This is a genomic window from Marinobacterium rhizophilum DSM 18822, assembly GCF_000378045.1.
In the GTDB taxonomy this organism is placed as follows: Bacteria; Pseudomonadota; Gammaproteobacteria; order Pseudomonadales; family Balneatricaceae; genus Marinobacterium_A; species Marinobacterium_A rhizophilum.
This window is the reverse complement of record NZ_KB899093.1, coordinates 274,154-289,653: the sequence shown is the minus strand read 5'-3', so window position 1 is coordinate 289,653 and position 15,500 is coordinate 274,154. Positions and strand designations below refer to the sequence as shown.

General features: G+C 60.3%; 13 protein-coding genes. 8 read left to right on the top strand and 5 right to left on the bottom strand.

The window, feature by feature from the left end; genetic code table 11:
• The 8 genes from F451_RS0107575 (at position 1) to F451_RS0107540 (ending at position 9,730) form a co-directional block, all read left to right on the top strand.
• Positions 1-1,266, top strand: a complete 1,266-nt coding sequence (locus F451_RS0107575) for an ABC transporter substrate-binding protein (protein ID WP_020680754.1) — start codon at positions 1-3, stop codon at positions 1,264-1,266.
• A gap of 120 nt (positions 1,267-1,386) precedes the next feature.
• Positions 1,387-2,403 (top strand): carbohydrate ABC transporter permease, encoded by a 1,017-nt coding sequence (locus F451_RS0107570; RefSeq protein WP_020680753.1) that lies wholly within the window; start codon positions 1,387-1,389, stop codon positions 2,401-2,403.
• Positions 2,403-3,233, top strand: coding sequence for a carbohydrate ABC transporter permease (locus F451_RS0107565; protein ID WP_020680752.1), 831 nt, complete (start codon positions 2,403-2,405; stop codon positions 3,231-3,233). Before F451_RS0107570 ends, F451_RS0107565 begins: the two co-directional genes overlap by 1 nt.
• A gap of 29 nt (positions 3,234-3,262) precedes the next feature.
• A complete protein-coding gene (locus F451_RS0107560; protein ID WP_020680751.1) occupies positions 3,263-4,363 on the top strand; it encodes an ABC transporter ATP-binding protein in 1,101 nt (366 codons plus the stop codon).
• A 45-nt stretch (positions 4,364-4,408) separates the two neighbouring features.
• Positions 4,409-4,981: a sugar O-acetyltransferase gene (locus F451_RS0107555; protein ID WP_020680750.1), complete on the top strand. Its 573-nt coding sequence runs from the start codon at positions 4,409-4,411 to the stop codon at positions 4,979-4,981.
• 105 nt (positions 4,982-5,086) lie between these two features.
• Positions 5,087-6,211, top strand: coding sequence for a Gfo/Idh/MocA family protein (locus tag F451_RS0107550; RefSeq protein ID WP_020680749.1), 1,125 nt, complete (start codon positions 5,087-5,089; stop codon positions 6,209-6,211).
• 101 nt (positions 6,212-6,312) lie between these two features.
• Positions 6,313-7,902, top strand: coding sequence for an alpha-amylase family glycosyl hydrolase (locus F451_RS0107545; protein WP_020680748.1), 1,590 nt, complete (start codon positions 6,313-6,315; stop codon positions 7,900-7,902).
• A gap of 187 nt (positions 7,903-8,089) precedes the next feature.
• Entirely contained in the window at positions 8,090-9,730 is a 1,641-nt protein-coding gene (locus F451_RS0107540; protein WP_020680747.1) for a glycoside hydrolase family 13 protein, read from the top strand.
• A gap of 129 nt (positions 9,731-9,859) precedes the next feature.
• On the opposite strand, the gene F451_RS0107535 is transcribed toward F451_RS0107540, so the two are convergent.
• The 5 genes from F451_RS0107535 to F451_RS0107515 form a co-directional block, all read right to left on the bottom strand.
• Positions 9,860-10,405 carry a carbonic anhydrase gene (locus F451_RS0107535; protein ID WP_020680746.1) on the bottom strand — a complete coding sequence of 182 codons (546 nt, stop codon included), beginning with the start codon at positions 10,403-10,405 and terminating at the stop codon, positions 9,860-9,862.
• A gap of 257 nt (positions 10,406-10,662) precedes the next feature.
• Positions 10,663-12,114, bottom strand: a complete 1,452-nt coding sequence (locus F451_RS0107530; protein WP_020680745.1) for a two-component system sensor histidine kinase NtrB — start codon at positions 12,112-12,114, stop codon at positions 10,663-10,665.
• A 351-nt stretch (positions 12,115-12,465) separates the two neighbouring features.
• Entirely contained in the window at positions 12,466-13,269 is an 804-nt protein-coding gene (locus tag F451_RS0107525) for a DUF2726 domain-containing protein (protein ID WP_020680744.1), read from the bottom strand.
• A 146-nt stretch (positions 13,270-13,415) separates the two neighbouring features.
• A complete protein-coding gene (locus F451_RS0107520; protein ID WP_020680743.1) occupies positions 13,416-14,711 on the bottom strand; it encodes a Ni/Fe hydrogenase subunit alpha in 1,296 nt (431 codons plus the stop codon).
• The gene (locus F451_RS0107515) at positions 14,708-15,499 is read right to left on the bottom strand and encodes an NADH-quinone oxidoreductase subunit B family protein (RefSeq protein WP_020680742.1); all 792 of its coding nucleotides are present in this window, start codon (positions 15,497-15,499) and stop codon (positions 14,708-14,710) included. Before F451_RS0107515 ends, F451_RS0107520 begins: the two co-directional genes overlap by 4 nt.
• Position 15,500: the final 1 nt, after the last annotated feature.

The following is a 15,500-nucleotide window of genomic DNA, read 5'->3' as shown; positions in this document are numbered from 1 at the left end:
ATGAAAAAAACAACGCAAGCGCTCATCACCTCCACCGCACTCACCACGGCCCTGCTGGCGAGTGCCAGCCAGGCCGTCACACTGAACATCCCCTGTACCACTGGTACCGGTTTCGTCTCGTGCGAGAAAACCGCGCAGGAATGGGCCGAGACCCGCGGCCACAGCATCAATATCGTCACGGTACCCTTCTCGTCCAGCGACAAGCTGGCGCTCTATCAGCAGATCCTCGCCAGCAAGTCCGCTGACCTCGACGTCTTTGATGTCGACGTGGTCTGGCCCGGTATCCTCGGCGCCCATCTGGCCGATCTCGGCCCCTACACCCAGGGCGCCGAAAACGAGCACTTCGAATCGGTCATCGCCAACAACCATTACAACGGCAAGCTGGTCGCCATGCCGCAGTACACCGATGCGCCGGTACTCTATTACCGCAAGGATCTGCTGGATAAATACAACCAGCCGGTGCCCAAGACCTGGGAGCAGATGACCGCCACCGCCGCCCTTATCCAGAAGGCCGAACGCGAGGATGGTAATGACCGGATGTGGGGCTTTGTGTTCCAGGCCAAGGCCTACGAGGGACTGACCTGCGACGCCCTGGAATGGATTGACTCCTTCGGCGGCGGCTCCATCATCGATGGTGACGGCCAGATCACCGTCAACAACCCCAAGAGCGCCGCGGCGCTGGACCTGGCGGGCAGCTGGGTCGGTAACATTACCCCCCAGGGCGTGCTGAACTACGACGAAGAAGGTGCCCGCCGCGTCTTCCAGGGCGGCGATTCGGTGTTCATGCGCAACTGGCCCTACGCCTGGGCGCTGGGCAATGGCGAGGGCAGCGCGGTGAAAGACAAGATTGGCATCACACCGTTGCCGATGGGCCCGGACGGCAAGCACAGCGCCACCCTCGGCGGCTGGCAGATGGCCGTTTCCAAATACTCCGAGAATGTCGAGGTGGCGGCCGACTACGTGCTCTATGTGACCGGCAAGGACGCCCAGCGCAATGGCGCCATCATTGATGGCCGGCTGCCAACCATTGCCGCGCTGTACGAAGATCCCGACGTGCTGGCGGCCAACCCCCATTTTGCCAACATGCGCGAGGTGCTGGAAAACAGCGTCGCACGCCCCTCCAGCATCACCGGTGAGAAGTACAACCAGGTCTCCAACGAGTTCTGGAATGCCGCCCACCGTGTGCTGTCCGGCAAGTCCGATGGTGCGGACTCACTGAGTCAGCTTGAAAGCAAACTCGAACGCATCCGCGGCCGTCGCTGGTAAGACTCCACATCAGGAGTGCCTGCCAGCAGGCAGCACTCCTGCCGATAAATCAGGCGGTTGTCGGGCCCGGCCAGTCGCAGAACCGGCCCCGAACCGACAACCTCCCAAAGGTTACGTCTTATGGATACTTCATCGATCGGTGCCCAGGGCACCAAGACAGCAACCAGCCCTTCGGCCCTTCCCCGCCTGGGCGCCAGCACAGGTCGGGCGAAGGCCGAACTAAGCGGCCTGTCACGCCAGCGCATCCGCACCGCCTGGCTGTTTCTGACGCCCATGATGATCGGCCTGGCTTTCGTCGCCGGCTGGCCGCTGCTGCGCACCATTTATCTCGGTTTTACCGATGCGACGCTATCCAGTATCGACAGCTACAGTTTCATCGGCCTCGAAAACTATCTGGTCTACGACAACGGCCACTGGTACGGACTGCTGGCGGATGGCCTGTGGTGGAAGTCGGTCTGGAACACCCTCTATATCACGGTGCTGTCCGTCTCGATCGAAACCGTGCTCGGCGTACTGGTCGCGCTGATCCTGCACGCCAAGTTCCCCGGCCGCGGCCTGGTGCGCGCCGCCATCCTCATCCCCTGGGCCATCCCGACCGTGGTATCGGCCAAGATGTGGGGCTGGATGCTGCACGACCAGTTCGGCGTCATCAACGATCTGTTCATGACACTGCATATTATCAGCGAACCGATCGCCTGGACCGTGAATCCCGACACCGTGCTCGGCACCATCGTGGCCGTCGATGTCTGGAAAACCACCCCGTTCATGGCGCTGCTGACCCTGGCCGCACTGCAGATGCTGCCCAAGGACTGCTACGAGGCCGCCCGCGTCGACGGCATCCATCCGCTGAAGGTGTTCTTCAAGGTCACGCTGCCGCTGATCAAGCCGGCGCTGGTGGTTGCCGTGGTGTTCCGCATGCTCGACGCGCTGCGCATCTTCGACCTGGTCTACATCCTGACCTCCAACAGCGAGGACACCATCGTGATGTCCGTCTATGCCCGCCAGGCACTGATCGACTTCCAGCAGATCGGCTATGGCTCCGCCGCCTCGACGCTGCTGTTCCTGATGGTGTTCGGCCTCACGCTGGCCTACATCTTCGCGACACGACTGAAACTGGACGGATCGGGAGACCACTGATGAATACATTCAAACTGCGTACTGGCCAGGTTCTGTTCGCGCTGGCGGTACTGGCCCTGTTGCTCTACACCATCTTTCCGTTCTATATCGCCATTGCGACCTCGTTCGGCGCCGGCACCGGCGACCATGTCTACACGCCGGCGTATTTTGACCTGCGCAATTACCTGTCGGTGTTCAAGGAACAGCCGTTCTTCCACAACATCCTCAACTCGGCGCTGGTGTCCTTTGCGACCGTGGCAATCTCGCTGCTGATTGCGGTGACCGCCTCCTATGCCCTGGCACGGGTGCATTTCCGTGGCCGCACCATGCTGCTGCTGACCGTACTCGGCGTCTCGATGTTTCCGCAGGTGGCAGTGTTGTCCGGCATGTTCGAGCTGATCCGCATGCTTGGCCTGTACAACAGCCTGGGCAGCCTGATCCTGTCCTACACGGTGTTCTCGCTGCCATTCTCGGTCTGGATTCTGACTACCTTCATGCGCGGCATTCCGAAGGATCTCGAGGAAGCGGCCATCGTCGACGGCGCTACGCCCTGGCAGATCATCACCCGCATCTTCATGCCGGTGCTCTGGCCGGCGCTGGTGACCACCGGACTGCTGGCCTTCATCGGCGCCTGGAACGAATTCATGTTCGCCATCACCTTTATCCTCAGCAACGAAAACCGCACCGTACCGGTGGCGATCTCGATGATATCCGGCGATTCCCAGTACGAGCTGCCCTGGGGCCCGGTCATGGCCGCCTCGGTGGTCGTGACGGTGCCGCTCATCGCACTGGTGCTGATATTCCAGCGCAAGATCGTCGAAGGCCTGACGGCCGGTGCCGTCAAGGGTTGATCAAGATTTAACAATAAGAGATCAAGATTATGTCCAGCATTGAATTCGTAAAACTCGACAAGGTGTACAAAGGTCTGAATAACTTCCACGCCGTAAAAGGCGTGGATCTGAGTATCAAGGACGGCGAGTTCGTCGTCTTTGTCGGCCCCTCGGGCTGCGGCAAGTCCACCCTGCTGCGCATGATCGCCGGCCTGGAAGACATCAGCGGCGGCGACATGTACTTCGGCTCGCGCCGGGTCAATACGCTGGCGCCCAAGGAACGGGGCATTGGCATGGTATTCCAGTCCTATGCGCTCTATCCGCACATGAGCGTCTACGACAACATGGCGTTCGGACTCTCGCTGGAGAAAGCGTCCAGCCAGAACATCGACGAGAAGGTGCGCGAGGTCGCCGCCACCCTGCAGATCGAGCACCTGCTGGAACGCAAGCCCAAGGAGCTGTCCGGCGGCCAGCGCCAGCGCGTTGCCATCGGCCGCGCCATCGTGCGCCAGCCCAACGTGTTCCTGTTCGACGAGCCGCTGTCCAACCTCGATGCATCACTGCGTGTGCAGATGCGCATCGAGATCATCAAGCTGCATCAGCGGCTGAAAACCACATCCATCTACGTCACCCATGACCAGGTCGAAGCCATGACCATGGCCGACAAGATCGTGGTGCTTAGCCAGGGTCGCATCATGCAGGTCGGCTCGCCGCTGGATATTTACAACAGCCCGGCCAACACCTTTGTTGCAGGTTTCATGGGCTCGCCGAACATGAACTTTATCCAGGTAACGGCCAACGGCAGCCAGCTCGCGGCCGCCACCTGCGATGTCCCCCGCAGTTTCGAGGTGCCCTTCCAGCACCAGGGTGCGGCGACACTGGGGATTCGCCCCGAGCATATCGAACTGACGCCGCAGCCCGGCGCATTGCAGCTTGAGTGCCAGGTAAGCGTAGTGGAGCACCTGGGTAACGAAACCCTGCTCTATCTGAACACCGATGTCTCCGACCAGCCTCTGGTGGTCGCGGTCGCCGGCGAAAAATCCATGCAGATCGGCGAGAAGCTGTCCGTCTACCTGCCGCCGCAGTGCTGTCACCTGTTCGATGCCAATGGTGATGCGATCGCGCGTCTTGCCACGACCAAGCCAAATTGATGCCAGGCCTGGTTTCCCGGTAAAAATTCCGATTGGGGATATTTCATGACAGACAAAGAAAAAATGCTGGCTGGTCTGCCATATAACCCGGGCGATCCGGAGCTTGTCGAACTGCGTTTGAGAGCTCGATTGGCGACCGAAAAATTCAATCGGACCAGCATAGTCGATATGGAAGAAAGAACAGCCTTGCTAAAGGCGCTGTTTGGATCGACAGGCGAAAGCATCAATGTGGAGCCCAGTTTTAACTGCGACTATGGCGAAAACATTCATGTAGGCGAAAACTTTTACGCCAACTTCGGCTGCGTGATCCTGGATGTGGCGCCCGTTGTGATTGGGGACAATTGTTTCATAGCGCCCCAGGTCGGCATCTATACCGCGACGCACCCGATAGACCCTGCGCAAAGATGCAGCGGCCTGGAGTATGCAGAAAGTGTCAGGATCGGGAACAACTGCTGGATTGGCGGGCACGCGACAATAAACCCTGGCGTGGAACTGGGAAATAACGTTGTCGTGGCGTCCGGCTCAGTGGTGACAAGAAGCTTTGGTGACAATGTTGTCATCGGTGGCAACCCCGCGAAAGTCATCAAAAGCGTCCCCCTATCGGATGAAGTAACGTGATGCGGACCACTAAACGACCAGGCTGAGCGTGGATAGTGGCGTTGACAACTCGCCACTTCCCCATCGCGTCTTTCCCTTACAGGACTCAACGACAGGAGCCAACCCATGACAGACACCATTCGCTGGGGCATGGTCGGTGGCGGTATCAATGGTTTCATTGGTGAAGTACATCGCCTCGCCGCCCGCCTGGATGGCGGTTTCAACCTGGTTGCCGGCTGTTTCTCTTCCAGTGCCGAACGTAACCGGCACTCAGGCGAACTGTTTGGCGTAAGCGGGGAGCGCATATACGCCGACTTCGCCAACATGGCCCGATATGAAGCCGCACGCCACGACGGTATCCAGGCGGTATCGATCGTGACGCCGAACCACCTGCATTTTGCCGCCGCCAGGGCCTTTCTCGAGGCCGGTATCGACGTCATCTGCGACAAGCCGCTCACCACCACGCTGAGCGAAGCGCGCGAACTCGAGGCCATTGCCCGTGACAATGGCCGCCAACTGGCGGTGACCTACAACTACACCGGCAATGCAATGATGCGCCTGGCACGGCAGATAGTCGCTGATGGCACCCTCGGCGCACTGCGGCTGGTGCAAGTCGAATACATTCAGGACTGGCTGACCGAGAATTTGGAGCAGATGGGCCAGAAGCAGGCACAGTGGCGCACCGACCCTCAGCAGGCGGGCCGCGCCGGCTGCCTTGGCGATATCGGCGTGCATGCCTACAACCTCGCCCGATTCGTGACTGGACGCCCGGCCGAACGGGTCTGCGCCGACCTGACCCGTTTCGTGCCGGGCCGCCAGGTGGACGACAACGTTCAGGCGACGCTGGATTTTGGCAATGGCACCCGCGGCGCGCTCTGGGCATCACAGGTGGCGGTGGGATCCGAAAACGCGCTGCGCCTGCGACTGATCGGCGAAAAGGCCAGCCTGTCCTGGGAGCAGGAGCATCCAAACCAGCTGCAGTTCACCGAATACGGCGCAGCACGGCAAATATTGAGCCGCAACGGTGCCGGTTTTCCTCCGTCGCTACAGCACCTGTGCCGTATCCCGGCCGGGCATCCAGAGGGCTACCTGGAAGCATTCGCCAATCTCTATGGCGAGATTCGTAGGGGCCTGCTGGCAGGCAGCGGAGACTTTACCGATGTAACCGACGCAGTCGCCGACCTCGCGTTTATCGAGGCCTGCCTGGCATCGCATGACAACGACAACCGCTGGACCGCGCTCGAGAGCTAAGACCCGACGGTAACCGAAGCAGAATTCCACCCGGGAAGCGGTATCGACCGTTTCCCCGGGGGGCATTAAACATTTACCACACTCATACTTGGAGTTTTCTCATGGCCACTGCACACGCCGACTGGTGGAAAGGATCCGTCACCTATCAGATCTATCCACGCTCCTACCAGGACAGTAACCACGACGGCATTGGCGATCTCAATGGCATTACGCAACGCCTGCCCTATCTGGCGGACCTCGGCGTAGACGCCATCTGGCTGTCGCCGATCTTCACCTCGCCGATGGCGGATATGGGCTACGACGTGTCCGACTACACCGACATCGATCCAAGCTTCGGCACCCTGGCCGACTTTGATGCCATGGTCGAGCAGGCCCACGACCTGGGGCTGAAAGTGATCATCGATCAGGTGCTGTCGCACTCCAGTGACCAGCACCCGTTCTTCCAAGAAAGTCGCTCAAGCCGGGACAATGCCAAGGCCGACTGGTACGTCTGGGCCGACCCGCAGCATGATGGCAGCCCGCCGAACAACTGGCAGGCCATCTTCGGAGGCTGCGCCTGGCAGTGGGAACCACGTCGCCAGCAGTATTACCTGCACAACTTTCTGAAAGAGCAGCCGGACCTGAACTTCCACAACCCGGCGGTGCAGGAGTGGCTGCTGGGCACCATGCGCTTCTGGCTGGAACGCGGTGTGGACGGCTTCCGTCTCGATACCGTGAACTTCTATTTCCACGATGCGCTGCTACGCAGCGATCCGCCGGATTACCGCAAGAAAGACAAGCCGGACTGGAACCCGTACCACATGCAATACCACCTGTTCTCCAAGAACCAGCCGGAGAACCTGGTGTTCCTGCAGAAGATGCGCGCACTGCTGGATGAGTTCGACGCCCGCACCCTGGTCGGCGAGGTGGGCGAATCCCACCACCCAATCGAGATGATGGGCGAATACACTACCGGCAACCGCCTGCACATGGCCTACTCGTTCGAGATGCTCGGCTTCAACTACAGCGCGGCGCATTTTCGCAAGCAGATCGAGGATTTCTACACCGGCGCGCCGGACGGCTGGCCGTGCTGGGCCTTTTCCAACCACGACGTGGTGCGTCATGTCAGCCGCTGGATGCCCCATGCCGTCAGCCAGGATGCACTGGCCAAGCAGGCCGGTGCGCTGCTGCTGAGCCAGCAGGGATCGATCTGCCTGTACCAGGGCGAAGAAGTCGGGCAGACCGAAACCGAGCTTGAATACACGGAGCTGACCGATCCCCAGGGCCTGACCTTCTGGCCCGAGGACAAGGGCCGCGACGGCTGCCGTACCCCGATGGTCTGGAACGCTGACGCCCCGAACGCCGGCTTCAGCGAGACCAGGCCCTGGCTGCCGGTGAAGGCGCGCCAGGCTTCGCGCAGCGTCGATACCCAGCTGGATGTCGAGGGCTCGGTGCTGGAATTCTACCGCCGCATGCTGCGAGTACGGCGTGAAAACCCAAGCCTTCAAACCGGCGCGACCGTCTTCGACACGACCGACGAGCCGATCCTGTCGTTTGTGCGCGGCGGCGAGTTCCGCTGCGTCTTCAACCTGTGTGCAGATACGCAGCAGGTCGAAAGCATCAGCGGAACAATGCTAATCAGTGAAGGCGCGAACCTCGACAATGGCAGCCTGCAGCTGACGGGCAACGGCTTCGCCATCCTGCGGCTCTGAACGGCACCAATGCCCTGATGTGGCATGTTCGGCGGGCCCAGGCCCGCCTTTTTTGGCCCTGTTGCCCGAACGATCCCGCCCCTGCTCGCTACCGCCGTGCCGGGCTGGAACACGGGCGGGCTGGCATAGATATTGACCTTGCAAGACGGCAGCCAACAATGCCCCTTGTCTTCCACAGGAGACCCCGATGTCAGAAACAACAGCCCCCTGGTGGAAAAGCGCCACGGCGTACCAGATTTACCCGCGCAGCTTCTGCGACAGCAACGGCGACGGAATCGGCGATATTCCCGGCATCATCTCGAAACTGGATTATCTCGCAGAGCTGGGCGTAGGCTTCATCTGGCTGTCGCCGGTGTACCGCTCGCCCATGGCCGACAACGGCTACGATATTTCCGACTATCAGGATATCGCACCCGAATTCGGCACCCTGGACGACTTCGACCGCCTGCTTGCCGAAGCCCGACAGCGCGGCATCCGTATCGTCATGGATCTGGTCGTGAACCACAGCTCCGACGAACATCCCTGGTTTATAGAGTCCCGCGCCTCCCGCGAAGCGGACAAGCGCGACTTCTACATCTGGCGGGACCCGGCCGAGGATGGCGGCCCGCCCAACGATCTGCAGTCGTTCTTCGGTGGCCCGGCCTGGACCTTCGACGCGAGCACCGGCCAGTACTACCTGCACCTGTTCGACCGCAAGCAGCCGGACCTGAACTGGGACAATCCTGCACTACGCAGCGAAATCTGGCGGATGATGAACTGGTGGCTGGACCGCGGTGTCGGTGGCTTTCGCATGGACGTGATCGATCTCATCGGCAAGGATATCGACCGCGGCATCACGGCCGACGGTCCCCGTTTGCACGAGTACCTGCAGGAAATGCACCGCGAAACCCTCGCGGGAAGGGACATCGTGACGGTCGGCGAGGCCTGGAGCGCTACCCCCGAAAATGCCCTGCTGTACTCGGGTCGCGATAGCCGGGAGCTCTCGATGGTGTTCCAGTTCGAGCACGTGAGCCAGCAGTGGGACGAAAAGCTGGGCAAATGGAAGCCCAGGCCCTTTGACCTGGTGGCCCTGAAACGCACCCTGAACAAATGGCAGTCCGCACTGGCGCAGGACGGCTGGAACTCGCTGTTCTGGGGCAACCATGATCTGCCCCGCGCCGTTTCGAAGTACGGCGACGACACGCATTACCGCGTCGAATCGGCGAAGATGCTGGCCACCGTGCTGCACCTGATGAAGGGTACGCCGTACATCTACCAGGGCGAAGAGTTCGGCATGACCAATGCCGCCTTCACTGACATCGATCAGTTCAAGGATGTGGAAACGCTGAACTTCTATCGTCTGCAGGTTGCCGACGGCGTCGCGCCAGAAGACTTCATCGCCGGCGCCAACGAGAACAGCCGTGACAATGCCCGCACCCCGGTGCAATGGTCTGATGCACCCGGGGCCGGCTTTACCACTGGAGAACCCTGGATCGATATCAACCCGAACTACACCGATATCAATGCCGAACAGGCGCGCCGGGACCCTGCGTCCATCTATGCCCATTACCGGCACCTGGCTCAGCTGCGCAAGGACCTGCCGCTGATCGTCGACGGCGAATACCGCCCCTGGCTGGAAGCCCATCCGCAGATCCTGGCCTATAGCCGCCATCTGGATGGACAGACCCTCAGTGTCGTCGCCAACGTTGGTTCCACGCCACTGCAACTGGACGTCCCGCCGGGACTGCAGGTCAGGGGCCAGGCCCTCATTGGCAACTATGGCGCTCGCGCGCAGATCGGCGCAGTGCTCGATCTGGCGCCCTATGAGGCCTTTGCCATCCTGAGCTGAGTCCCGACACTCCGGCTGCGGGCATCGGTGAGATGCCCGTCAGGCGCCGGCTTAAGCAAGGCTGATTACCAGGTTGCCGGCGGCGATCCCGCCGGCATCGTCGCGGACTCAATACCTGATAACCGGTTTTCAGCCAACGGACTCGACCGAGCCGTCCAGCGCCATCAGCAGCGTTTCCACCGCAAGCTGCGGATAGCGCTCGCTGATCTGTCCTTTGAGCTTTGTCAGCCGCAAGGCGTGGGTATCGGTTTCGAATCCGGGGGTTTTGCTGAGGTCGGTGCCCAGCACGACCTTGTAGGCGCCGCAATCGCGGTGATCCATCAGGATCACGCGCTTGATGTCGTGCAGCTGTATCGAGATCTCCAGATGCTCCCAGAAGGTTTCGCGCCAGGCCGGATATTCCTCGGTCACGGCCCCGAGCGACGCACCGGCGAGCACAACATGGTCGTAGCGATCACGCAGCCCGCGCTCGAACATATAGCGCTCGGTGTCGTCGATCAGCCGGTAATCCATGCAGCTTAACAGCAGCGCCTCGGTGACGCCCGCGGCCCTGGCCAGGCGGACACCCGGGACAGCGGTCAGTAGGCTGACGCCGCCCCCGAGCAGTACCTGTTTGAGAAAAGTTCTGCGTCCTGTCGCCATTCCAGTAGTTTCATTCTGCTCCAGCTGTTCCATGCTGTTCTCCTTTGCGGATGACTAAGCCGGCCCATCAGCGAAGCATGCAGATACTGGTGTGCGCTCCCTGATGACCGTACCGGCGGGCCATTGTGCACACTCTGGCTGAATCGCAGCCGAATGGCAGGAGTCCCCGGGCTTCGCACAGGAACGCCCGGAACATCGAGAGCTGACAGGAAACATGAACACAAGCATCGGCCCCGGCGCTCTGTCAGCAGGAATCTGCGCTGAGCTGCACCAGAGCCGTAGGCGAGGCGTTACTGAGGATTCAGTTCGATATGAAAGGTGGTGCCGGTTTCAGCGTCGGATGTTACCGCCATGTGGCCCCGATGCTGTTCGGTAATGACAAAGTAGGAGAACGACAGGCGCTTGCCGGCATCGAAGGTCTGATCCGGTGCCTGGTCGCTGAAAAAGGGCTCGAACAGGTGCATCTGCTCATCGCTGGTAAGCACCGCACCGTTGTGATTAATGCGGATCCAGAGTGAATCATACTGGGTGCTGAGCTCAATGCTGATGCGCGGCTCATGGTTCGCCGCCTCGGCCCTGCCCAGGGCATTGCACGCATGGCGGAACAGGCTCAAAAAGACCTGCTGCAGTTCGGTGACATAGCAGGACACCATGGGCAGGTCCGTTTCATAGTGCTTTTCGATGCGGATATCCCGAAAACGCAGCTGGGATGGCGCACTCAGTACGTCGTTCGCAAGCTCCAGCGTGTGTTCCATGATATCCGGCAGGTGTGCCAGCTGACTGACTTCGTTCCGGCCACGGGCGAATGACAGCAGGTTATTGATAATCGACTCGACATGCTGGCCCTTTTCGGACGCATCGGCCAGCAGCGCACCGAATTTGTCGAGTTCGCGCCCCAGCCCCGGTTCCGTCCCGTTGCCCTGGTTTAGCAGGCTCTGGAAACTGCTGAGGTCAAACAGAATGGCCTGCAGCGGCTTGTTGATATCGTGCGCCATGGTGGAGGCGAGCTCGCCCATGGACGACATCTTGTCGTGGTGGATCAGCATGTTTTCCGCCAGTACCCGCTTGGTCACATCGTCGACCAGAATAACGACACCGGTCTCGCTGTGATCCTGCAGCGGATAAATGGTGATATCGAAATGGTAGGTGCCGGGCTGGCTCTGCTTGAAGTTGACGGTCTCGTTATTATCCATCGCCTGGCTGATCTGGCGTGGTGAAACGGTAATGGACGGGTATACATCCCACAGTTTTTTATCCAGCGCATCGCGGGCGGCAACACCGGAGATATCCTCGGCTTTCCTGTTCCACTGCGTAATCCGGCCCTGCTTGTCGAGGCCGATCAGCATCAGCGGCATGGATGTCAGAATGTTGCGAATGTAGGATTCGGAGGATTTCAGCAGTTCCGACGTCACCACATGCTGCTCCACTTCCCGCTCCAGCAACTGGTTGGATTCCTTGAGCAGCCGATTTGATTCGTCGAGCGTGGCGGTGCGTTCCTGCACCCGCTGCTCCAGGCTATTGCGAATGGCCTTGAGCGCCCGGTTGGATTTCTGTACCCGGCGCCAGATAACAAACAGGCAAATGACGGCAATCGAGAGCAGAATAATCAGAATGCCACTCGACCAGTTGGCCACATATTGCCAGTTGGTCTTGCCGTCATCGTCTTTGAACAGAGTAGTCAGGGCAGCATGAAGGGTCTGGCTTTGCAGAAAAAGCAGCGTCAAGAATAAGTATTTTTTCATCGTTAGGTTCGATAATCAGAGAAAATATTAATGGCATTTCAGGGTGCGTCAGTGATGCTCCATAAACCCGGACCCTGCCAATAACCCTAACGCTGCTATTGCCCAGCCGCCCCAAACAAACACCACCTGACTACAATTCCCAACAGCACCAACCCGATCAATGCACGATTACAAGCCTTTTTCTCTTTTCAGGTAAAAACAGCCGGCCTTACATACAGTTGAAACTGCGCCAAATTGTACTGTACACGCCGTCCCTTGGCTATGGCGCGGCCGCTTGCGCGGGCGCAGTTGCGCGGCGCTGCAGCCGCGCAGGCCCGCCCCGCGCCCTCTCCTTTTTGCCCTCTCTTTTTTCTAGGGAACCAGCCCGTCCAGTCGCTGACTCACTTCAGCGTCGTTTCGTCGTTCCTGCAGTGGCATGCGTTGACGGCAACTGGGCGCCAGACTGCAGGCCCAGTACGCCTTGTCCGGTGCAGCCCCCTTCGGCGCCCGCTGCAGCACCATCGGCGCTGCACAGCGCGGACACTCCATCACCGCTGCAGCGTGCGTATCGATGCCGTCTGCCGCGTTGCTGTCAGTGCGCGCCGACAGCGACAAGCCTTGGGAAAACAGCGATTCGACATCGGGTTCGCGGCTATCCAGTGACGGTACCGGCGGCTCAAACAATGCATCGAACTGCAGGCCAATATCCGCTACCTGATATTTCCCCTGTGCAGGCACCCGCAGCAGCGGCAAGCCCGCCTGCTCGCAAATCGCATCCAGCTGCAGATCGCGGCGTGCCATTTTGGCGCGGCGCGGCGCAGCCTCGTCCAGCTCCACGGCACACACGGGCGCAAGGGCTGCGCGGGTACAGACCAGAAAGCTGAACTGCCGCCCCATCAACCGGTCCGTTGCAACGGCCAGTGCGCTGCCGTGCAGTGCTTCGTCCACCGTCACCACATTGGCCACGGGTACAAGGGCCAGTACGCGATGGTCGCTACCGACGGCCTGCTCCAGCACATCCAGAAAACGACTCTGTTCTTCGCTTAGCAAACGCTCGCCAAGCTCATACGCCACCGCGGCATCATCCAGTGCCGCGCTGCGGCGCCGCCGCACTATCCATACAACCACGACCAGCATTATCACAGCCGCCAGAATGGGCCAGTTAAACCACTGCATTTGATCAACTTCCGATAATTAGGGGAAAACGGGGATTTTTTGACAATACCGAGCATCAGAAACAGGGCCCACTACAGCACTGCATCGCTGAACGGCAGCCGAACGAGAAGCGGTGACATCGCCGTAATTAACAAGGGCTCAAGAACCTAAGAACGGTGAACGCGCAAATCCAGAAAATGCACCGAACAGGAGATGCAGGGGTCATAGTTGCGGATCAGCCGTTCGGCAAAGAACTGCAACTCCTCGTCACTGTGTTCAAGACCGAAATGGCTCAGGCCGTGGTACAGGTCGGCTTCGATGCGCGCCTGGTTCTGACTGGTTGGCGGGATAATGCAGGCCGATCGGATGAAACCTGCGTCGTCGATGCGATAGTGATGATAGATCAAGCCACGCGGTGCTTCGGTGCAGTGCGCGCCCCAGCCGTCCCGGGGAACATCCGGCACAGATGCAGGCTGTGGCTGGTAGTCGGTCAGCAGTCGCCTTGCTTCGAGTATCGTGAAATAGCACTCCAGCGCGCGTGCACGAATGCTGTGATAAATATTATCGCTGGGAAAACGGATGCCACACTCCGCCGCCAGCTCACGTACCTTGAGCGGCAACTGCTCAAAGTTAAGGTTCATGCGCGCCAGCGGACCCACCAGGTAGGGCTCGCCGTTCAGCAACGAATAGAGCGCGGTGGAATGCGGCTCCTGGTGTTCACGAAAATGCTGCGGATAGTCCGCGGCGGCAATATCCAGCCCCTGATCGCTGCGCACCCGCCCTTCATTCATGGCGTAATCGGGCTCGTGGTGCAGCGCGACGCTGGTGAACGCCTGATGACTTTCTGGCAGTTCCAGGCTCGCCGTCCAGCGCACCAGCGCCTTGGCATCCTCTTCAGCCTGCTGCAGGCGCGGTTGCAACAGGGCCACCTGCTCGGGCGCCGGCGCCCGATGAAAGCCACCGACCTTGAGCCCCACCGGATGCACCGAGCGGGCGCCACTGAGGCTGATCAGATCATTGCCCAGTGCCTGTAGCCGCAGTCCGCGGCGCACGGCTTCGGGATGGGACTTGGCCAGATCCATCATATGCGTAAAACCGAGAAAGTCCGGCAACGCCAGGAAGTGAATGTGCAGGGCATGGCTCTGCAGCCACTCACCGCACTGCAGCATACGTCGCATGCGACTGATCCAGTCACCCGGCTCAAGACCCAGCGCATGCTCAATCGCCCGTACACCGGTCATCTGATAGGCGATCGGACAGATACCGCAAATGCGTGAGGCGATAATCGGCTGCTCGCTGTAATGCTTGCCCTCCAAAAATTTCTCGAAAAAGCGCGGTGGCTCAAAGATCCGCAATACCGCCCGCTCGAGCCTGTTGCCACGGCAATAAAGCTCCAGCGCGCCCTCGCCTTCGAGCCGGGTAATCACGGGGACGCGCAGGCGTATATTGCGGGGATCGGTCATGGTTCCAGCTCTTTAACGGGAATTCGCCAGCGTGCCCAGGCACGCTGAAACGGTTTCGCTCCGGCACTGATCGAGACAAAGCGCTCGGCCACCTGCTGGGCGGGAATACCCAGGCCGACAAGGCGTTCACCGAGCGCATCGCAATTGGGCTGCTCGGATGGCCCGAAGCAGGTATAGCAGGGTGCACCGAAGGACGGGCAAAGGGCGCCGCAACCGGCCCGCGTCACCGGCCCCATGCAAGGCGATGCCTGACTGACCAGAACGCAGACCTGGCCCGCGCGCTTGCATTCCTGGCAGACTTTCTCGGTTGGCAGCACCGGCGCAACGCCGTGCAGCAGGGCCCGAATAGCGGCGATCAGCTGGCGCTCGCTGATCGGACAGCCCCAGAGTTCCAGATCCACCTTGATCAGCTCTGCCACGGGGCTGGAGTCCGCCAGAGAATCGAGATAGCCGGGGTCGGCATAGACGGCACTTGCCCAGTGCGCCGAGTCTTTTACATTGCGCAGCGCCTGCACGCCCCCGCTGCAGGCACAGGCGCCGATGGCCACCACGAAACGCGACTGTTCGCGCACCCGCTTGATGCGCTCTTCGTCCTCGTGCGTACTGATACTGCCCTCGACGAAAGCAACATCGACCTGCGCGTCGGGGGCATTCACCCCCGCCTCGATAAAATGCCGAATATCCACCAGCTCGATCAGCTTCAGCAGATTGTCCCCCATATTCAGGATCACCGACTGGCAGCCCGAACAGGACGTGAGTTTATGCACGGCAACGCTGGCCTTTGCCATT